The sequence below is a fragment of the Limnobacter sp. genome (genome assembly GCF_964228395.1).
Taxonomy (GTDB): Bacteria; Pseudomonadota; Gammaproteobacteria; order Burkholderiales; family Burkholderiaceae_B; genus Limnobacter.
Window position 1 is genome coordinate 1 of the sequence record NZ_CAXQZX010000109.1, and the last position, 20337, is coordinate 20337.

General features: G+C 55.9%; 18 protein-coding genes. 7 read left to right on the forward strand and 11 right to left on the reverse strand.

Annotated features, from left to right (window positions below; all coding sequences use genetic code 11):
• The 6 genes from ACEQU8_RS08930 to ACEQU8_RS08955 form a co-directional block, all read left to right on the forward strand.
• Positions 1-1326 (forward strand): ATP-binding protein (locus ACEQU8_RS08930; RefSeq protein WP_370263037.1); only part of this gene is annotated, 1326 nt, incomplete at its 5' end.
• A gap of 28 nt (positions 1327-1354) precedes the next feature.
• Positions 1355-2002 (forward strand): response regulator transcription factor, encoded by a 648-nt coding sequence (locus ACEQU8_RS08935; RefSeq protein WP_370263038.1) that lies wholly within the window; start codon positions 1355-1357, stop codon positions 2000-2002.
• Between the two features lie 74 nt (positions 2003-2076).
• Complete coding sequence (folD, locus tag ACEQU8_RS08940) at positions 2077-2925, forward strand: bifunctional methylenetetrahydrofolate dehydrogenase/methenyltetrahydrofolate cyclohydrolase FolD (protein WP_370263039.1); 849 nt, start codon at positions 2077-2079, stop codon at positions 2923-2925.
• Between the two features lie 51 nt (positions 2926-2976).
• A complete protein-coding gene (locus ACEQU8_RS08945; RefSeq protein WP_370263054.1) occupies positions 2977-5037 on the forward strand; it encodes a M3 family metallopeptidase in 2061 nt (686 codons plus the stop codon).
• Positions 5038-5046: 9 nt separating this feature from the next.
• Complete coding sequence (gene xth / locus ACEQU8_RS08950) at positions 5047-5841, forward strand: exodeoxyribonuclease III (protein ID WP_370263040.1); 795 nt, start codon at positions 5047-5049, stop codon at positions 5839-5841.
• 154 nt (positions 5842-5995) lie between these two features.
• Positions 5996-8062 (forward strand): methyl-accepting chemotaxis protein, encoded by a 2067-nt coding sequence (locus ACEQU8_RS08955; protein WP_370263041.1) that lies wholly within the window; start codon positions 5996-5998, stop codon positions 8060-8062.
• 81 nt (positions 8063-8143) lie between these two features.
• Here ACEQU8_RS08955 and ntrC read toward each other — a convergent pair whose 3' ends face one another.
• The 4 genes from ntrC to glnA all read right to left on the reverse strand — a co-directional run bounded on the left by ntrC (position 8144) and on the right by glnA (position 12987).
• Positions 8144-9730 carry a nitrogen regulation protein NR(I) gene (gene ntrC / locus ACEQU8_RS08960; RefSeq protein WP_370263042.1) on the reverse strand — a complete coding sequence of 529 codons (1587 nt, stop codon included), beginning with the start codon at positions 9728-9730 and terminating at the stop codon, positions 8144-8146.
• Positions 9731-9753: 23 nt separating this feature from the next.
• Positions 9754-10872, reverse strand: coding sequence for a nitrogen regulation protein NR(II) (gene glnL, locus ACEQU8_RS08965; RefSeq protein ID WP_370263043.1), 1119 nt, complete (start codon positions 10870-10872; stop codon positions 9754-9756).
• A gap of 1 nt (position 10873) precedes the next feature.
• Positions 10874-11407, reverse strand: a complete 534-nt coding sequence (locus ACEQU8_RS08970; RefSeq protein ID WP_370263044.1) for a DUF4124 domain-containing protein — start codon at positions 11405-11407, stop codon at positions 10874-10876.
• 167 nt (positions 11408-11574) lie between these two features.
• On the reverse strand, positions 11575-12987 hold the full coding sequence (gene glnA, locus ACEQU8_RS08975) for a type I glutamate--ammonia ligase (protein WP_370263045.1): 1413 nt from the start codon (positions 12985-12987) through the stop codon (positions 11575-11577).
• A gap of 339 nt (positions 12988-13326) precedes the next feature.
• Here glnA and ACEQU8_RS08980 point away from each other — a divergent pair, with 339 nt between their 5' ends.
• Positions 13327-13794 carry a rhodanese-like domain-containing protein gene (locus ACEQU8_RS08980; RefSeq protein WP_370263046.1) on the forward strand — a complete coding sequence of 156 codons (468 nt, stop codon included), beginning with the start codon at positions 13327-13329 and terminating at the stop codon, positions 13792-13794.
• Between the two features lie 19 nt (positions 13795-13813).
• On the opposite strand, the gene ACEQU8_RS08985 is transcribed toward ACEQU8_RS08980, so the two are convergent.
• Genes ACEQU8_RS08985 through ACEQU8_RS09015 form a run of 7 tightly spaced genes read right to left on the reverse strand, consistent with a single transcriptional unit; the run spans position 13814 to position 20215 of the window.
• A complete protein-coding gene (locus tag ACEQU8_RS08985; protein WP_370263047.1) occupies positions 13814-14194 on the reverse strand; it encodes a CrcB family protein in 381 nt (126 codons plus the stop codon).
• A 2-nt stretch (positions 14195-14196) separates the two neighbouring features.
• A complete protein-coding gene (gene moaE, locus ACEQU8_RS08990; RefSeq protein WP_370263048.1) occupies positions 14197-14664 on the reverse strand; it encodes a molybdopterin synthase catalytic subunit MoaE in 468 nt (155 codons plus the stop codon).
• The gene (gene moaD / locus ACEQU8_RS08995) at positions 14665-14922 is read right to left on the reverse strand and encodes a molybdopterin converting factor subunit 1 (protein WP_370263049.1); all 258 of its coding nucleotides are present in this window, start codon (positions 14920-14922) and stop codon (positions 14665-14667) included.
• Positions 14919-16154, reverse strand: a complete 1236-nt coding sequence (glp, locus tag ACEQU8_RS09000) for a gephyrin-like molybdotransferase Glp (protein WP_370263050.1) — start codon at positions 16152-16154, stop codon at positions 14919-14921. Before glp ends, moaD begins: the two co-directional genes overlap by 4 nt.
• On the reverse strand, positions 16151-16660 hold the full coding sequence (mobB, locus tag ACEQU8_RS09005; protein ID WP_370263051.1) for a molybdopterin-guanine dinucleotide biosynthesis protein B: 510 nt from the start codon (positions 16658-16660) through the stop codon (positions 16151-16153). Before mobB ends, glp begins: the two co-directional genes overlap by 4 nt.
• 1 nt (position 16661) lies before the next feature.
• Positions 16662-18806 (reverse strand): cache domain-containing protein, encoded by a 2145-nt coding sequence (locus tag ACEQU8_RS09010; protein ID WP_370263052.1) that lies wholly within the window; start codon positions 18804-18806, stop codon positions 16662-16664.
• Positions 18791-20215 (reverse strand): sigma-54-dependent transcriptional regulator, encoded by a 1425-nt coding sequence (locus ACEQU8_RS09015; protein ID WP_370263053.1) that lies wholly within the window; start codon positions 20213-20215, stop codon positions 18791-18793. Before ACEQU8_RS09015 ends, ACEQU8_RS09010 begins: the two co-directional genes overlap by 16 nt.
• Between the last annotated feature and the right edge of the window lie 122 nt (positions 20216-20337).

Genomic DNA, 20337 nt, shown 5'->3' on the forward strand with positions numbered 1-20337 from the left:
ATGACCGGCTTTAAAGAATCCGAACTGGTGGGCATGACCCCACCTTTTCCCTATTGGCCCGACCGCTCTTACGAAGAACAGCAGACCAACCTTGACCTTATTTTGAGTGGCAATGCGCCTCAAAAAGGCATTGAGGTTCAGGTTCGCCGGCGCGATGGCAGCGTGTTTGATGCCCGCATGTATGTGTCGCCATTGGTGGACAGCGAGGGCAAGCAAAGCGGCTGGATGACCTCCATGACCGACATCACCGAGCCGCGACGTGTGCGAGACGAGTTGGCAGCCGCTCATCGACGTTTTGTACGCATTCTGGAAGAACTGGACGCGGCTGTGTGCGTGCAGGGGCCAGACGCCCGGGAAGACGAGTTTATTTTTGTGAACCGGCTGCACCGGGAATGGTTTGGTCATGCCTCCCCACCCAAGCTACCCAAAAACAGACGCCACCGCGACAATCAGTTTGAACCTTTTGAGTGGCTCAGCCCCGTGTCGGCCCGCTGGTACGAAATTCGCCGGCGATCAATTTCTTGGGTGGATGGCGCCATGGTGATCATGCAAGTGGCCACCGACATCACCCAGCGCAAAGAAGTGGAAAACATGAGTCGCCAGCAGCAAGAAAAACTGCAGTTTACCTCGCGCTTGATCACCTTGGGCGAATTGGCGTCGTCGCTGGCCCACGAAATCAACCAACCGTTGGCGGCCATTTCAAATTACAACATGGGCAGTGTGACCCGCCTGAAGTCGGGCAAGGTTCGTCCTGAGGAATTGCTCCCGGTGCTTGAGAAGGTCAACGTTCAAGCGCAACGCGCAGGGGATGTGATTCGCCGCATTCGCGAGTTTGTGAAGCAGCAGGAGCCCAAACGTGGCCCCTGCCCCATTGGCAAAATCATCGAGGATGCCATCGGCTTTTCTCAACTGGATGCAAAACACCAATCGGCGCGCATTGAAATGGCCATTCCAGACGCCACCTTGTCGGTCCTGGCCGACCCTGTGCTGATTGAGCAGGTGTTGATGAATCTGATCAAAAACGGCTTCGAGGCCATGAGCCACCTACCCGGGGATCAACGGCGAATTGAGATTCGCGTCAGCCAGTCTGCCCAATTCGCCATGGTGGAAGTGCGTGACCATGGCACGGGTGTGCCTGAAGACATTCGGGAACGTTTGTTCGAGTCGTTTTTCACCACCAAATCAGATGGAATGGGCATGGGCCTGAACATCTGTCGTACTATTATTGAGTATCATCAGGGCCAATTGTGGGTAGAGCCTGCAGCACCCGAGGGCAGCGTGTTCAAATTTACACTGCCCCTGGCTGACGAACCAGTGCCCGCCTGAGTCAACCCACCTGTTAGGAAAGCGTCTTATGTTGCATACCCAAAACCGCACGGTCGAACCCCCGGAAACCGTCTACATTGTCGATGACGATGAGGCGGTGCGTGACTCGCTGCAGTGGCTCATCGAAACCGAGGGCTACCAGGTCAAAAGCTTCGAAGACCCAGTTGCGTTTTTGGACCAACTGCAATGGCCCCAAACCTGTGTACTGCTGCTCGATATTCGCATGCCCAAATTATCGGGTCTTGAGGTTCAAAAAACCCTCAATGAAAAAGGCATCCCGGTGCCCATCGTGTTTATCACCGGTCACGGCGATGTCACCATGGCCGTGGAAACCATGAAAAACGGCGCTGTAGACTTTCTTGAAAAACCGTTTGACGAGGCCAAAATCAAGGAGCTTCTTCAACAGCACATGGCGCGCGCGCGCGAATTGGCCGAATCCTCCAAGGTGGATGAGCAAATCAACCGCTTGTATTCCAAGCTGACCACCCGTGAACTCCAGGTGCTCGAACGCATTGTGTCTGGCCGCTTGAACAAGCAAATTGCAGACGACCTAAACATCAGCATCAAAACCGTGGAGGCCCACCGGGCCAATATCATGGACAAACTGCAAGTGGCCACAGTGGCCGACCTGCTTAAAATTGCTCTACGCAAGTCACCGGAACTGGCCCAGCCTTAATTGCCCAACGCCATGGCCCGTGCGCAAGATTGCAGGGGCCTCTCAGTTTTACAAATCATCAACACACATCGCACATGTCAGCACAAATCATCAGCGGCACCGAACTGGCTGCCTCCATTCGCGAAACCATTGCCCAGCGCGCAGCCGAACTCACAGCCCAAGGACATCAGCCCGGTCTGGCCGTGGTGCTGGTTGGTGAAGACCCCGCCTCGCAGGTGTATGTGCGCAACAAGGTGCAAGCCTGCAAAAATGCTGGCTTCAAATCCGAAATGCACAGATTGGCCGACAACACCTCGCAAGAGCAATTGCTCGGCTTGATCGACCAGCTCAACAAAGACCCGAGTATTCACGGCATCTTGGTGCAGTTGCCGCTACCCAAGCATCTGGATTCGCACTTGGTGATTGAATCCATCGCCCCCGAGAAAGACGTGGACGGTTTCCACGTGAGCAATGCGGGGCTGCTGATGACTGGCAAACCCCTGTTTCGCCCTTGCACACCTTACGGCGTGATGAAAATGCTAGAACTCACTGGCATTGAACTGCGCGGTGCCGAAGCTGTCGTAATTGGTGCAAGCAATATTGTGGGCAAGCCCCAAGCCATGCTGCTTTTGCAGCAAGGTGCCACCGTCACCTTGTGCAACAGCAAAACCAAAGACCTCAAAGCGCACTGCCAACGGGCAGACGTGCTGGTGGTGGCGGTGGGGCGCCCCAACATGATCACCGGCGACATGATCAAGCCGGGTGCCGTGGTCATCGATGTGGGTATTAACCGCCTGCCCGATGGCAAGCTGTGTGGTGATGTGGACTTTGAGTCAGCCAAATCCGTGGCGGGTTGGATTACACCAGTACCCGGCGGTGTGGGGCCCATGACCATCACCATGTTGTTGCAAAACACGATTGAAGCGGTGGAGCGCGGTCTTTAAAGACCTCGCCCCCGCGCAAAGACGCAAAGGAAGCAAACACCCATGAGTAACATGCAAGTCACCCCCAGCACCAACCCATTGATGGACTTTTCGGGCCTGCCACGCTTTGCAGACATTCGCACCGAGCACGTAGAGCCTGCGATCGATGCGCTGCTCGCCCGCGCCAAAACGGCCCTAGAGAACACCGCCACGACGCCGCCCGAACAGGCCACATGGGAGTCCACACTGGCACCGCTGGATGAAGCCTGTGAACAACTGAGCCGTGCCTGGGGTGTGGTTGGTCATTTGCACTCCGTGGCCGACACCGAGGCACTTCGGGCCGCCTACAACGCATGCTTGCCCAAGATCACCGAGTTCTGGACGGCCATTGGGCAAGACGAACGCCTCTACGCCATTTACAAGGCCATCGAGGCCAGCGAAGCCGCCAAAACATTTTCGCCCGCGCGCAAAAAAGTGCTGGCCAATTCGATTCGGGGTTTTAAGCTCGGTGGAGCCGAACTGCCTGCCGAACAAAAACCGCGGTATGCCGAAATTCAGGACAGGCAAGCAGCCATCACCGCAAAATTCTCCGAGAACGTGCTGGACGCCACCAACGCCTATGAATTGCTGGTAACCAACAAAGCCGATCTGGACGGCCTGCCCGCCTACGCCTTGCAAGCGGCCGAAGAGCTCGCCAAGAGCGAAGGCAAAACCGGCTACAAATTTACATTGCAATTTCCATCCTACTTCCCTGTGCTTCAGTATGCCCACAAACGCGAGTTGCGCGAGCAGCTCTACGAAGCGTACGCCAAGCGCGCATCGGAATTCGGCCCAGCCGAACTGGACAACACTGGCCTTATTCGGGAATTGCTTCAGCTTCGCCTGGAAGAGGCCCGCATGCTGGGTTACAACAATTTTGGTGAGCTCAGCCTGGTGCCCAAAATGGCCGAAAGCACAGATCAGGTGGTGAGCTTTTTGCGCGAGCTGGCGGCCAAAGCCAAGCCGTTTGCCCAACGCGATCTGGATGAATTGCGTGCGTTTGCCAAAGCCGAGTTGGGGCTTGATGAGCTGCAAAGCTGGGACATGAGCTACGCCTCTGAAAAATTGAAAGAGCAAAAATACGCCTTCAGCGACCTGGAAGTTCGGCAGTATTTTCAAGAAGATCGTGTGCTGGAAGGTCTCTTTAAGCTCACAGAGAAACTGTTCAGCGTGAGCATCGTGAAAGCCCAGGCCGACACCTGGCACCCCGATGTGCGCTTCTTTGAAGTGCAAAAAGACGGTCAGGCCATAGCGCATTTTTATCTGGACCCCTACGCGCGCGCCAGCAAGCGCAGTGGTGCCTGGATGGACGACGCTCGTGGGCGCAAACGCACCGGGCAAGGCGTGCAAACGCCCGTGGCTTACCTCACTTGCAACTACACCAAGCCGGCTGCGGGCAAGAAGGCGCAGCTTTCACATGACGATGTGCAAACCCTGTTCCACGAGTTTGGTCATGGCATACACCACATGCTCACCCGTGTGGACGAACTCGACGTGGCTGGCATCAACGGTGTGGAATGGGATGCCGTAGAATTGCCCTCGCAATTCATGGAAAACTTCGCCTGGGAGTGGAGCGTGGTTGAGTCACTGACCGCGCATGAAGACACCGGCGAACCCATGCCCAAGGCCCTGTTCGACAAAATGGTGGCGGCCAAAAACTTCCAAAGCGGTCTGCAAACCCTGCGTCAAATTGAGTTTTCGCTGTTCGATATGCTGGTGCACACACAATTTGATCCCCATGGCGAACAAACCATTTTGGAATTGCTCAACACGGTTCGCCAGGAAGTGGCCGTGGTGGTTCCCCCGGCATACAACCGCTTTGCGAACTCGTTTAGCCATATTTTTGCAGGTGGGTACGCGGCGGGCTATTACAGCTACAAATGGGCCGAAGTGCTGTCTGCGGATGCCTTTGCCATGTTTGAGGAAACCGGTGTGGTCAATGCTGACACTGGCAAGAAGTTCTTGGACGAAATTTTATCGGTGGGTGGTAGCCGCCCTGCGGCAGAGTCGTTCAAGGCCTTCCGTGGTCGCGAGCCCAGCATGGAAGCCCTGCTGCGCCACACCGGCATGGTCGACCAGCGCCAAGCAGCTTAAAGGCACTGCATGAGCAATACCATCGAACTTGCAAGCTGGAATGTCAACTCACTGAAGGTGCGCCTGCCGCACCTTCTGCAATGGCTGCAAAGCAAGCCAGTGGACCTGCTGGGCCTTCAAGAGCTCAAGCTCACCGATGACGCGTTTCCTTTGGCTGAGATCCAGGCTGCTGGCTATGGCGCGGTGTTTGCGGGCCAAAAAACCTACAACGGCGTGGCCATTTTGTACAAACTGGCCAGCATGCCAGCACCCACCGACGTGTTAGTGAACCTGCCCAGTTATCCTGATGAGCAAAAACGAGTGATTGGAGCCACATTTGGAGATCTTCGGTTTATCAGCGCCTACGTGGTCAATGGTTCAGAAGTGGGCTCCGATAAATTCGAATACAAAAAAGCCTGGCTGGATGCCCTGCTGGCCGATTGCGAAAAGTGGGTAAAGCAATACCCCAAGCTCGCTTTGGTGGGCGACTACAACATTGCACCCGACGATCGGGATGTGCACGACCCAGCTGCTTGGGCCGGTCAGGTGCTGTGCTCTGAGGATGAACGCTCTCGCTTCGCCAAGCTGCTCAGTCTTGGCTTGGTCGACAGCTTCAGGCTGTTTGCCCAACCCGAAAAAACTTTTTCTTGGTGGGATTACCGCATGCTGGGTTTCCAGAAGAACAAAGGCCTGCGCATCGACCATGTGTTGCTCTCCAAAGCCCTTGCCGAGCACTGCACGGCCAGCGTGATCGACCGTGCACCACGCAAATGGGAAAAACCCTCCGACCATGCGCCAGCAATCGCCACAATCAAGCTGAAGTAATTACAGCCTCCCCCCCTCAAAAAGTAGGTGGGGCGGGGCTTTTGGAGCATCAACCTCACCCTTAAGTGGGGTAATTACCCCTTTAATTCAACAATTGAAGATGGGGCAACAATGGGAGCATTGGGGGATCGTTCATTCCATCCTCAGTCGCACCATGAACCTGAAGACGCTTCCCCTCTCCAAACAAATCAGCTTTACCAGCGCATGCTTGGTGGGCTTAATCGTTTTAAGCCTGGTGGGCATCACCGCCGCTTACACATTTAACGCAGCCACCGCCCGCACAGAACGTGCAGTCTCCAATCAGGCTGAGGGTCTGCAAGAAACCATGGCCATAGCCTACAAGCTCTCTGAAGACTCAGCCACACGCCTGGCTGACCTGTTTGAGAAGCAGTTCAAGGGTGAACTGCTGGTTGATCACAGCCAAGAGATTTCGGTGACCGACAAAGTGTCTGGCCCCATGGTCACGCTGGAGGGTAACTTCATCACAGGCAATTTCAACCTGGTAGATGACTTTACGCGAATGACCGGCGGCATCGCCACAGTGTTTGTACGCGTGGGCGACGATTACCTTCGAATTTCCACCAGCCTGAAAAAAGAAAACGGCGACCGTGCCGTGGGCACCAAATTGGACCGTGCCCACCCCAGCTATGCCAGGTTGATCAAAGGCGAAACCTACATCGGCGAAGCCCTGCTGTTTGGCACCCGCTACATGTCCAAATACCTGCCCATCAAGAGCACCAACGGTCAGGACATGGTGCTTTTTATCGGCTTTGACATGAGCGGATTGTTCAACGATGTCAAAGACGCCGTACTGAACACACGAATTGGCGAGACCGGCATTCCCTATGTGATTTACACCGCAGGCGCCAATGCGGGCAAGGTGATGATTCACCCCCAACTGAAGGGTGAGGAATTCAAAGAATTGGCCGCATCCCAACCCGAACTTCAAGCCTTGCTGGACACCATCACCCAAAAAGACACCGGGATCACTCAAATTACCTGGACCGACCCCGCCACAAACAACACACGCAACGAGTTTGTGGCCTTCAGCAAAGTGCCCCAATGGGGCGGTGCCACAGTGATTGCACCGGCTTTAAAATCTGAAATGTTTGCCACCATCTACACCATGACCAGCATCATGGTGGTGATGGGCCTGATTGCTACCGGCGTGATTGCCCTGGTGTTGTTCTGGGTTACTGCAAAACTGACAGGCTCCACCAAGGGCCTGACCGCCCTGGCCCTTCGCCTGGGCAATGGCGACATGACAGCCCGCGCTGAAGACGATGTGACCATGGGCAACACACCCACCAAAAACGAAATCAGCCTGCTGGCGCGCAGCATGAACCGCATGGCCGAAAGCATGGAGCAAGCCTTGGGAGCTGTAAAACGCAGCACTGACCAAGTGCAGTTCGCCTCAGAGGACCTGGTTCAAACCAGCGAAGACCTGAACAAGGGCGCAGCCCAGGGCAGCGATGCAGCATCGGGCATGGCCGCTGCAGTTGAAGAGATGTCGTCTTCGATTGGCAGTGTGGGCGAATCGGCCACAGAGGCCAAAGACGTCAGCAACAAAGCCCGCAATCTGGCAGACAGTGGCTTGCAGGCCATCAATTCGGCCCAGCAGCAGATGCAACACATCTCTGAGAATGTGCAGGGCACGGCCAGCGTGATTCAACAGTTGGGCGAGCAGTCTCGCGCCATTTCAGAAATTGCCCTGATTATTAAAGGCATTGCCGAACAAACCAACTTGCTGGCACTGAACGCTGCCATCGAAGCTGCTCGAGCAGGCGAGCAAGGCCGAGGCTTCTCGGTTGTGGCTGACGAAGTACGTAAACTGGCTGAACGCACCCGCCAGTCCACTGACGATATTCACGGCATGATTGAGGCCATCCAGAACAGCTCCAACGTGGCCGTGAACAACATGGACATGGCCGTGGCCAGCGTGCGCAAAGGCGTAGAACTGGTGGAAAGCGCAGGCCATGCCATGAGCCAGATCACCACCGACTCCTCGGCGGTGGCTCGTTCAGTCGAAAGCATTCACGCCGCGCTGCTGGAACAAAACCAGGCTTCAGAGAGCATTGGGCACCAAGTTGAGGTGGTGGCCCAATTGTCCGAAGGCAATTTGGACATGGCGCGACGCGCTGCCAATGCTGTGGCAGGCTTGAAGGGCGTGGCCACAGACCTGTCGAACATCTTGAAGAAGTTCCAGGTAAAGAACGGATAGGGGTCGCAGGGCCAGGCCCAGCCTGAATGCCCTGCATTCTGACGGCCCTCACAGCTTGCGCTGTGGGGGCTTTTTTTATGCTTAGTCGAGATCTTTGACGTCGATGTGAAGGTCTTGAATTTTGCGGGTAATGGTATTGCGCCCAATACCCAAGCGCTGTGCCGCTTCAATGCGCTTGCCATGGGTGGCTTTCAAGGCGGCCTGAATAACCACTGTCTCAAACTGGGCGGTCAGGCTATCCATCACATCGGGGCGCCCAGACTCCAGCGCCTTTTCTGCTTCTGCAAACAACAACTCGAGCCAACTGCTGTGGCTCAAACCCGCAGGGGCACCAGGCTGTACAGAGGCTGGCGGCGGGGTAAATCCCTGCATAGGCAGGTCGGGGTCTGACATGCCACGTTGGGCCTGCGGCCACGCAGGGGGCTCGGCTGCGAGGTGAGGCAATTCGTGAACAGGCGTGGTGCCCCCTGGCGCCGCATGGCTTGCGATTTCCGGGTGCAGGGCTGCCCCTCCCTGCCCGGCTTTTAGCTCAGGCGGCAGGTCGCGCGCTTCCACCAATTGGGCTGGGGCCATTACCGTGATCCAGCGGCACACGTTCTCAAGCTGGCGCACATTGCCGGGGAAAGGGAATTCGCTCAGCAAACGCAAAGCAGATTCAGACAATCGTTTGGTCTCGGTGCCCAATTCACGCGCTGAAGCCGCCAAAAAATGCCGAGCCAACAAAGGAATATCCTCGGGCCGCTCGCGCAAAGGTGGCAAACGCAGGCGAATCACATTGAGCCGGTGATAAAGGTCTTCACGGAACAGGCCCTGTTTAACGCGTTCATCGAGGTTTTGATGGGTGGCGGCGATCACCCTCACGTTGGCTTTGATGGGCTGCTGCCCCCCCACGCGGTAGAAATGCCCGTCTGACAGTACCCGCAGCAAACGGGTTTGCAACTCAGCGGGCATGTCACCAATTTCATCCAGAAACAGGGTGCCACCCTCGGCCTGCTCAAAGCGACCACGCCGCTGGGCCTGGGCACCAGTAAAGGACCCACGCTCGTGACCAAACAACTCAGACTCCAACAAATCTTTGGGAATGGCCGCGGTGTTCAACGCAATAAAAGGCTGTTTGGCCCTCGGGCTGTGACGATGCAAAGCACGGGCCACCAATTCTTTACCAGCTCCCGATTCGCCTGTGATCAACACCGTGACATTGGACTGCGACAAACGACCGATGGCGCGAAACACCTCTTGCATGGCGGGTGCCTGGCCCAGAATTTCAGGGGCCGTTAAATCGGGCTCATCCACCAACTCTTCGGTTTGAGACTCGCGCACAGCGCGCAAAATCAGTTCAACAGCCTTCTCGATGTCAAACGGCTTGGGCAGGTATTCAAATGCCCCACCCTGAAAGGCAGACACGGCGCTGTCAAGGTCAGAATAGGCCGTCATGATGATGACTGGCAAATCAGGGTGGTGGTCCCGAACTTTGGACAGCAGCTCCAGACCACTTTGGCCGGGCATGCGAATATCAGAAACCAGCACCTGCGGCACTTCGTCCTTCAGGCGGCTTAGCACCTCGGAGGCGGAGGAAAAGATTTCACATGGAATGCCTTCGCGGGAAATGGCTTTTTGCAAAACCCAGCGAATGGAGTGGTCATCATCAACAACCCAAATTGGACGCATCAGCGGAGGTTCCTTCAAACCGTTCAGCCCGCTGTAGCCTCAGACTGAATCGGCAATGTCACTTTAAATATTGTTTTACCTGGCTGGGAGCTGCATTCAATAATGCCTTCGTGTTGTTGCACGAATGTTTGCGCCAGCGTGAGGCCCAAACCACTGCCCCCTTCCCGCCCCGAAACCAGTGGAAAGAAAATTCGCTCCATGATTTCAGCCGGAATACCAGGCCCGTTGTCGATTACTTGCAAATCTAGTGCCAGCCTGTGTTGCTTGCGGTTTAAGGTTACCCTACGCACCACTCTGGTGCATAGTGTGATTTGCGCATTGCCTTCTGTTATTTGAGGGCCCAAGGCCTGCGCGGCATTGCGCACAATATTGAGCACTGTTTGAATGAGCTGCTCCAAGTCGCCCAAAAACTCGGGAATAGAAATGTCGTAATCGCGAACAATGCGCAAACCTTTGGGGTGCTCGGCCAAAATAACGGAGCGAACCCGCTCGAGCACCTCATGAATATTCATCATGGCCACAATGTGGGGGCGGCGATGCGGGGCCAGCAACCGATCCACCAGGGTTTGCAGGCGGTCAGATTCTTTGATGACCACCTGGGTGTACTCTTTCAGGTCGGGGGAAGGCAGTTCCACTTCCAGCAACTGCGCAGCCCCTCGAATGCCACCCAGCGGGTTTTTGATTTCATGGGCCAGGTTTCGAATCAGCTCTTTGTTGGCGATGGACTGGTCGAGCATGCGCGCTTCGCGATCCACCTTGAGTTGCTGCTCAATTTCCCGAAGCTCCATGATGGTCATGCCACGGGCATCTTCGGGGCTGGACAGCGTGACATGCACATGCTCGGTGGACCCACTGGAACGCACCAGTTCAAACACCTGTCTTTGAACCCCGAAGGGATCGGCCTTGGACTTCAGCAAAAAGTCTGCGAAGGCTTTGTTTTCTACAAAAAACTCGGGCATGGACTGACCGCTGAGCGCACGCCGCGAAATTTCTAACAGGGTTTGCGCAGCCAGGTTGGCATACACCACCAAACCATCCTTGTCGCTGACCAACACAGCCGTGGTTAAAAGCTCCAGGCCTTGAAAACGCTCTCTGTTCAAGGACTCCCCTTTGCCACTGCTGCTTTGCTTGAAAAAACCCATGCTAGTTCGACAACTTGATTAACTCGGTTTTTAAAATTTCGATGTTTTCATTGGTGATCAGGATCTCTTGCTCAAGGCGAGCCACCCGATCAAGGTACTTTTGGTAGTTCTTTTCACTGCCCAAGCGCTCGGGCTGCCCATTCTTATACTCGTCTTTCAGGGACTTCAACTTGCTTTCTTCAATGCGAAGCTCTTCCTGCAAAATCTTCATGCGATCGTTGCGCGCATCAAAGTCCAGTGCTTGGCGCGGGTCTTGGCGCGCGGCCATGCGTGAAGTGCCCTGCCCGAGAGCACCGGGCTCGGCAGATCGATTGGCCGAAGACGCGCGCGACGCCGGCGCAGGCACCACCGTGATTGGGTTGAGGTTTAAGGGCACACAGCCATCACCCGAACTAGAATTTTGATAGGTTCTAACCCCATCGGCGCCGGTACACACGTACATTTCGGTGCCACGGGCAAGCGCCGGGTCGGCCAAAGCCAATAGCACTGCGCAACAGGCAGGCAACAAGGGTTTCAAGAACTTGCCATGGATCATGCTTCGCACCCAACAGAACACGTCAACAATTCCACGATGATACTTCAAGCCCTGTGAGCTACCCTCCCCTTGGAAGGCGAGAGTGATACTTTTAGGGTTACACCGGTTGACCAATAAAAACGGCCCCGCAAGCAGGGCCGTTTTTGAACCACTCACCGCAGGTCGAATTACAGACCGTAGTACATGTCGTACTCGATTGGGTGTGGTGTCATGCGGAAACGCTGAACTTCTTCCATCTTCAAGGCGATGTAAGAGTCGATCATTTCCTTGCTGAACACGCCACCACGAGTCAGGAACTCGTTGTCGTTCTGCAGGCACTCCAGGGCTTGCTCCAGGCTGCTACACACGGTGGGTACCAGTGCGTCTTCCTCTGGGGGCAGGTCGTAGAGGTTCTTGGTTGCGGCTTCACCTGGATGAATCTTGTTCTGAACACCGTCCAGACCGGCCATCAACAGGGCAGAGAATGCCAAGTATGGGTTGGCCATGGGATCTGGGAAGCGGGCCTCAATGCGGCGACCTTTGGGGTTGGCCACGTGAGGAATGCGGATGGAGGCAGAACGGTTCTTGGCAGAGTAAGCCAGCTTCACTGGAGCCTCAAACCCTGGCACCAAACGCTTGTAAGAGTTGGTAGAGGGGTTGGTGATGGCGTTCAGAGCGCGGGCGTGCTTGATGATACCGCCAATGTAATACAGGGCGAAATCAGACAAACCAGCGTAGCCGTTGCCTGCAAACAGGTTCACGCCGTCTTTCCAGATGGACTGGTGAACGTGCATGCCAGAACCGTTGTCGCCCCACATGGGCTTGGGCATGAAGGTGGCTGTTTTGCCATAGCTGGCGGCCACGTTCCACACGGTGTACTTCAGGATTTGGGTCCAGTCAGCACGCTTGGTGAGTGTCGAAAACTTGGTGCCGATTTCGTTTTGACCTGCGCCGGCCACTTCGTGGTGGTGCACTTCAACGGGCACGCCCTGCTGCTCCAGCAACAGGCACATTTCGGAACGGATGTCCTGGAAAGAATCGGTTGGGGACACTGGGAAGTATCCGCCCTTCACGGTTGGGCGGTGGCCCAAGTTGCCGTGCTCATAGTCAATGCCGGTGGACCAGGAGGCTTCTTCAGACTTGATTTTGAAGAAACAACCGGACATCTGGTCGTCCCAGGTCACGCTGTCAAAAATAAAGAATTCGGGTTCTGGACCGAAGTAAGCTGTGTCGCCCAGGCCAGAGGCTTTCAGATAAGCCTCGGCGCGGCGAGCGATAGAGCGTGGGTCGCGATCGTAACCCTTGCCATCGGTTGGCTCGATCACATCGCAAGTCAGAATCAGGGTGGGCTCTTCACGGAAAGGATCCATGCGAGCGGTGTCGGGATCAGGCATCAACAACATGTCGGACGCTTCAATGCCTTTCCAGCCAGCGATGGACGAACCGTCAAATGCGTGGCCAGACTCGAACTTGTCGTCGTCGAACATTGAAACGGGCACAGACACGTGCTGCTCTTTGCCTTTTGTGTCGGTGAAGCGGAAGTCAACAAACTTGACCTCGTTTTCCGCAACCATCTTCATTACATCTTGGGCGGTCGCCATTGAAACTCTCCTGATACGTGAGGTGGATAGTGATCTAACAAACTTCTGACTGAAACTGGCGGTTCAAATCATGCGCAACAATACCACGTCCGCGTGAATTAAAAGGGTCACCGCTGGTTATTTCAGTCAACGACGTGACGGTTTAAAGCAAACACCGTACCACCCTGTAATTACGGTTTAATGCGGCTTGCAGACCCATTCCCTGAAACAGTGCAGCACATGGAACGCACCGTAATGGGGCATTACGCACCATTATTGGGCATCACAAAGCCCATATAAAACCGTACGTGCTTGTATTACAATACGCGCATTCGTTGTTATAAAAACCAAGCCCACATCATGAAACCCTCCGTTGCCAAACTACTGGAATTGGCTCGCCAGCGCGCCATCGACAAAGACCTGCCCTACCTGGGCGCGCTCACCCCGCCCGAGGCTTGGCAATTGCTTAATGAGGATGACAATGCGGTGCTGATCGACATCCGCACTCAGGCAGAAATGGACTGGGTGGGCAGCGTGACTTTTTCTGAGGACCGGTCATTTCATGTGGAATGGAGCACCTATCCCGAAGGCACTCGCAACCCCACGTTTATAGAAGACATCTCCGCACGGGTGGAAAAACACCAGCCTGTGCTTTTTTTGTGCCGAAGTGGCGCACGGTCCCACAATGCGGCCGCCCTGGCGGCAAAACACGGCTTTGAAGCTGCAATTAATGTGCTGGAAGGATTTGAGGGCGATAAAGACGATCACCACCGCCGCTCAACCCTCAATGGCTGGCGCTTCCATGGTTTGCCTTGGGAGCAACATTAATTGGGCTTGGGGCGGGCGCTTATGGGGCTGCGCAAGCCATGTAAAGCCGACTGCCCAACCAGAATGCCGCCAAACAGCCCAGCACATGCAAGGCTGCTTGCAGCAGCGCCAAGGCTGGCCGCTCCACCAACAGAGTGGCACCCTCGGCAGTGAAGGCCGAAAAGGTGGTTAACCCCCCCAAGACGCCGGTCATCAAAAACAAGCCAAGCGGTTGGGTTTTCAGCCACGCCGGGCCAAGCGCGGCATACAACACGCCTGCCAACAAACCACCCAGCAGGTTCACAAACAGGGTAGACGCCAGCACCGGAATCCAGCTTGGTTGCGGCAACCACAGGTTGATGGCGTGACGGGCAGCGCCCCCCAGCCCCGCCCCCACAAACACGGCCAGAAAACCCGCCATGCTCAAGTGGATTGCTCCCAGCGGGACTTGGCGGAGTCGTCGCTGTCACGGGCGGACACCCAACGCGAGCCCTGTGGGGTGTCCTCTTTTTTCCAGAAGGGCGCCTCGGTTTTGAGGTAGTCCATGATGAACTCGCAGGCGAGAAAAGCCTGCTGGCGGTGTGCGCTGCTGGCCGCGGCCAGAACAATTTGGTCCTCCGGCTGAAGCGGTCCAACACGGTGAATGATCATGGCAGAAGAAATCTCGAATCGCTGATCAGCCACGGTCAAAATGTTCTGCAAAGCCTTTTCGGTCATCCCCGGGTAATGCTCAAGCGTCATGCCGCGCACTGCGCTGTTGTCATTCATGTCGCGCACGGTGCCCACAAAACATGCCACTGCGCCGATTTCAGGCAAACCTTCGCGCATCCACTTTAAAGACTCCGACACGTCAAAGTCGGCCTCTTGCACCAACACTTTGCTGCGTTTCATTCAGCCTCCAGTGACCGGTGGAAAGAACGCCACCTCAGCCCCAGCGGGAACGAGGGTGTGCTCGTCGGCCATGTCATGATTTACAGCAGCGCGCACGCGGCCCACCTCTGCCAAGGCTTTGGCGAACTGAGGTTGGCTTTGTTTTAAATGCGCGCTCAAGCCAGCCACTGTCGCGGGCTCGAATGGCCCATCCACGATCAGGCTTTCACAGCCCATGTGCTCTTTAAGGCTCGCAAAAAAACGCACCTTGATACTCATGCCATCAAATCCCGATAAGAAATGTAATTCAAGCGATCACCCGGCTTAACCACCTGCCCCACCTGCAAACGCGCCAGGCCAGTGGATTGATCCAGCGAGGTAAGCACGCCCGAGCTTTGGTTGCCATGCAAAGCCAGTGTGGGCTCCCCTTGCTTGTATTGTAGCCTCACGCGAAGAAACTCCTCGCGCCGGGTGTCTGGCTTGGTCCATTCAAAACCGGCCGTGGCCATGGCCATGCGGCCACGCCAATCCACATCGGCCAAGGGGCGGCCTTGCAACACACCCAAAAAGGGCTTGGCCACCAATTTAAATGCCAGTGCACTGGACACCGGGTTGCCGGGCAATCCAAAAAACCAGCACACATGGCCCAACTCGCCATGAATACGGCCAAAGGCCAGGGGCTTGCCAGGTTTCATGGCCACTTTCCAACTGTCCAGTGAGCCCACGCGTTCAATGGCAGGTTTTACGTGGTCTTCTTCGCCCACAGAAACACCGCCAGAGCTGATCACTGCATCGCAGTGAGCCAGCGAAGCAAACGCATCGCATGTGGCCTGTAAATTGTCTGGCACGATGCCCAAGGTGTGCACTTCGACGCCCATGGCTTTTAACAAGCCAACCCACACAAACTCGTTGGAATTGTAAATTTGCCCTGCCTGCAAGGGCTGACCCGGATGTTGAAGCTCACTGCCGGTGACCACCACGCCCACCCTCAGAGGGCGGCGAACCTGGGCCACAGCCTGCCCCACCGAGGCCAGCAGCCCCACTTGAACCGCGCCAAGCACGGTGCCTTGGGCCAGCACCACCTGACCATGCGCAATATCTTCCCCTGCCCTGCGAATAAACTGACCGGGGTTAATTGCCCCGGTAAGCCGCACAAAGCCGTTGCTTAATACTTGCGTGTCTTCTTGCATCACCACCGCATCGGCTCCGGGCGGAATGGGCGCCCCGGTAAAAATGCGGGCAAGGGTGCCCGGTACCAGCGGCTCAGGGCTGGCCCCTGCGGGTATGCGTTGCGACACGGGCAGGCCTTCGGCTTGCGCCTTGGCAAGGTCTGCCACACACAAGGCATAGCCATCCATGCCGCTGTTGTCGTGCTGAGGCACATTCAAACCGGCAAGCACAGGGCTGGCCAACACTCGCCCATGAACCTGGTTCAAGGGCAGGCTCTCGGTTTCCTCCACGGGTTTGGCCAGTGGCCAAATTTGTTTGAGCAAATCGTCCAGTGCAATCATCGTTGGGTCTGGTTTACAAAACGGTCCATAATAAACTGCGCGATCGCAGGCGGGTCGTTTAACGGTAAGCATGGCAATGCGCCGCAATCCAAGGGGGTATCGCAAGCCACGGCGATGATGTTGGGGTCTTGCGGGTGCAACATTGGTTTTTTGTTGGCTTCCCGCCAAATTTCGATTTTAGGAATATTTGATCGCTTAAACCCCTCAACGATCACCAAATCGCATGGCGAAAGCCGGGTCATTTGCTCTTCGAGCGTGGGCTCTTCCTCATCGCGAAGCTCGTGCATTAACACCCACCGTTTGTTCGCGGTGATCAACACTTCATAAGCACCAGCCTCGCGGTGGCGGTAGGAGTCTTTGCCGGGCCGGTCAATATCAAAATCGTGGTGGGCGTGCTTAATCACGGACACGCGCACGCCCCGGCTGATCAACAGAGGCAGCAGTTGCTCAATCAATGTGGTTTTACCCACGCCAGAAAATCCGGCGAATCCAAATACCTGGGGCACTTCAATTTCCTTCAGAAAGTTTTTTTTCCATTTGCAAAAGCTGCTGGGCGGACTCTTTTAAAATATCAGCCGAGGGTCTGGCCTTGCATCGCAACACAATCTCGAAACACGCACCGTGGTCGGGCTGATCCTCGGGGTACATCGGGCTTCGTGCGGTGAGGTCGCCACCGTATCGCTGCAACAACATGCGTGATACCGGCAAACCCAGTCCTGTGCCACGCCCGGCTTGTTTTGTGGTGTAAAACATCCGGAAAATCAATCGCAATTGTTGCTCGGGAATTGGGTCACCATTGTTCATCACCCGGATGCCCACCGCGTCCTGCCCATCGGGCAATTGAAGGTCGCGAGACTCAATGCGAATCAGTGCAGCCGCTCTACGATCGTGGCCCTCCAAGGCGTGAGCGGCGTTGATCAGCAAGTTCACCATCACCTGTTGTAACTCTGTTTTGCTGATCTGCACGGTGTTGCGGGCCTGTAATTCAAGCTCGACCTGGGCATTAACAGCCTCCATTTCTGCCTTGGCAAAAAACAGACTGTCTTGCACCACTTCGTTCACATCCAGAGCCTCGGTGTATGAGGCATATTCATCGGGTCTGCAAAACTGCAAAAGCTTTTGCACAATATTACGCATGCGTTGTATTTGTTCATCCAGCAGGCGTAAGTTTTTTGCACTTTCGGGATCGCTTAAAGCAATTCGAATCAAATCCAAGTGGCCCATCATGATGGCCAAGGGGTTGTTAAACTCATGGGCTATGCCAGCGGTAAGCTGACCCATCACCGCCAGTTTTTCAGAAGCCAACAATTGCTCCACAGCTTGGTGCAGTTTTTGGTTGGCGGCCTGAAGATCGGCGGTGCGCTGTCGAACACGCTCATCCAGCTCGGTGTTCAGGCTTTCAAGTTCATGGCGACGCGATTCAAGTTGATCCAGCAGTGCATCAAAATGTTCGGCCAAATCTGCAAATTCGTCCTGGCGGCGAAGGTCGCCCACCCTGGCTGCGGTGTCGCCGCCCTCTTGCCGACTCATCACGTAATTCATGCGGCGAAGCGGATAAAAAATACCCGAGGTCAGCCGAACCACCAAGGCTGCACCCAAAAACATGCTCACACCCACCGCAATCAAGAACAGGTACAAAAGCTGGGTTTTTAAACTGGCGTAAGGCTCTTCCAAAAAGCCCACGTAAAACATACCAATGCGCGCCCCCTCTGGGCTTAACAGCGGAGCATAAGCGGCCACATACCAGTCGCTGACCACGTAGGCGCGCTCTAGCCAAATTTCGCCACGCCCCAGCACGCTTCGGCGAACCTCCTCAGATACGCGGGTACCCAACGCACGAGCAATCCCATCGGCGCGCACTGTGGTGGCCACACGCACGTCTTCCACAAAAATGGTGGTGGTGCCAATTGAGCCTTCCAGCAAGGTGTTGGGGGAGTAAATCAAGTCATTGATTTGATCCACCAAGGCCAGGTTTCCGTTGAGTAGCAAACCGCCCTCCAGCGTGCCCAAGAACTCGCCCTGGTGGTAGAGCGGTTGCAGCAATTGCACCACCAGCCCGCGATTTTCAACACTTTTGGCCGATGGACGGGCCGCGTTGGTGGGCACAATGGGCTGAACTGCGCGCGCTGCCATGGTCTCTGACACCTCCGCCATTTCTGCCGCTGACATCAACACCATGTGCACGCCTTCGCGCCTGTCGTTTAAGGCCTTGAAGCTGGCGGGGTCAAGCATGTAGGACACCCGGCTGGGGTGAGCACTGCGCACCAGCCCGGTCGGCCCAACCAAACGCAGGTAGGCCAACCCGAGCTTTTCGGCCTGTGCACCCAACTCGTTTGGATCAAGCTTGCCCCCGTTGCGCGCCAAGTGCTGGCGCAGGTAGGCGCTCTCTGCCCACGAGCGCAAGGCATCGCGCCGGTCCATTTTTAAATCAAAAAACTTTTGCTGGGCCAACACCAAATCGCTGCGTACCTTGGAGATCAGGATTTTGTTGTAAGCCGCTTGCCCGGCCGACCACACCAGCATGGCCACCACGGGCACCAGCACCATGAGCGGAATACAGGCGGTGACCACCAGCTTGGTCTTGACCGTCCAGTGCGAGGGCCAAAAATGCCCCCGGGACGGAAAAGGCCGCAGGTCTATTCTTGGCTCCACGCCAGGCACTTTCTTTCAAGGGTTTTGCGCGACACGCCCAAGCGGCGGGCCGCTTCAGACTTGTTGCCACCGCAGGCATTGAGCACTTTCAGGATGTGATTTTTTTCAACCTGCTCCAAAGATTCGTCAGCCTGCGTGTGCAGTTCTTCATCCATGGCGCGCTTTTCATCCAGGTCCAGGTTGAGCGGCAAGTCTTCTTTGGGGAAGTAGCCCAAAATCAGCGAGCGCTCTACAAAATTGCGCAGCTCGCGCACATTGCCAGGCCATTCGTACGCTTGCAAGCGGGCGAGCATGTCGGGGCTGATGACCAGCGGGTCTAGCCTCAATTTGCGAGCAAACACGCCCATGAAATACGAGGCCAATAGCTCAACATCTTCCGGGCGTGAGCGAAGAGGTGGCATTTCGATGGGCAGCACTTGTAAACGGTAAAAAAGATCTTGGCGAAAGCGACCCCGCTTTACCTCGACATCCAGATTCACGTTGGTGGCCGCCACAATGCGAACATCCACATCCACTTCGCGGTTGCTGCCCACCGGGCGTATCCGGCGGTCTTCCAGCACGCGCAGCAGCTTGGTTTGCATGCTCAAGGGAAGTTCGCCAATTTCGTCTAGAAACAGAGTGCCCCCTTGGGCATAGTAAAACAGGCCTTGATGGGTTTCAGTGGCCCCAGTGAAGGCCCCCTTGGTGTGGCCGAACAATTCACTTTCGATGAGCTCTGGCGAAATGGCACCACAGTTGATGGGCACGAAGGGTCGCTCGCTGCGCATGCTCATGCCGTGAATGGTGCGGGCCAACACCTCTTTGCCAGAGCCCGACTCGCCCGTGAGCAACACGGTGGAATCGGTGGGCGCGATTTTAGAGACCAGCTTACGCAACTGACGAATCATGGGGCTTTCGCCCACCATCACCTGCTCGTTTTGCTGCAAATTCGACACCGCTCGCTTAAGCACAAAGTTTTCCCGCTTCAGCCGGTTTTGGTCGGCAGCACGATCCAGGGCATACCAAAGCTGATCAATTCGGAAAGGCTTCTGAAGAAAATCTTGTGCACCGGCCCTCAATGCACCAATGGCCGTGTCCATGTCGGCATAGCCGGTGATTAAAATCACGTCGCCCTCAAAGCCCCCCTGGCGCAACTCGGTCAACCACTGCAGGCCGTTTTTACCGGGCAGGCTCACGTCCAACACAATGGTGCTGTAGTCGTGTTGGTCAAACAGCGTTTGAGCCATTTCAACAGAGCTGGCCGTGTCCACCCGCGCGAAGCGGGTTTCTAGCGCTTTTTCCAGAAAGTGGCGCATGCCGGGTTCGTCGTCTACTGCCAGGGCCGAGGAGCCTTTGCGCGGAGACAGGTCTTGGGCCGGCCTGGAAACAGACTTCAACGGTGCATCTAGGTAGTCTGTGGGCTGGGTCAACGTAATGCGTCTCAGAATGCGTTAAACACTCCATTGTTGACCATATCCACCGCACCCGCAAGGCAGGGAAACCCTATTCAAAAGGGTGCCCCCACCCGCGGCTGGCCTACAAGCCCGTGTGT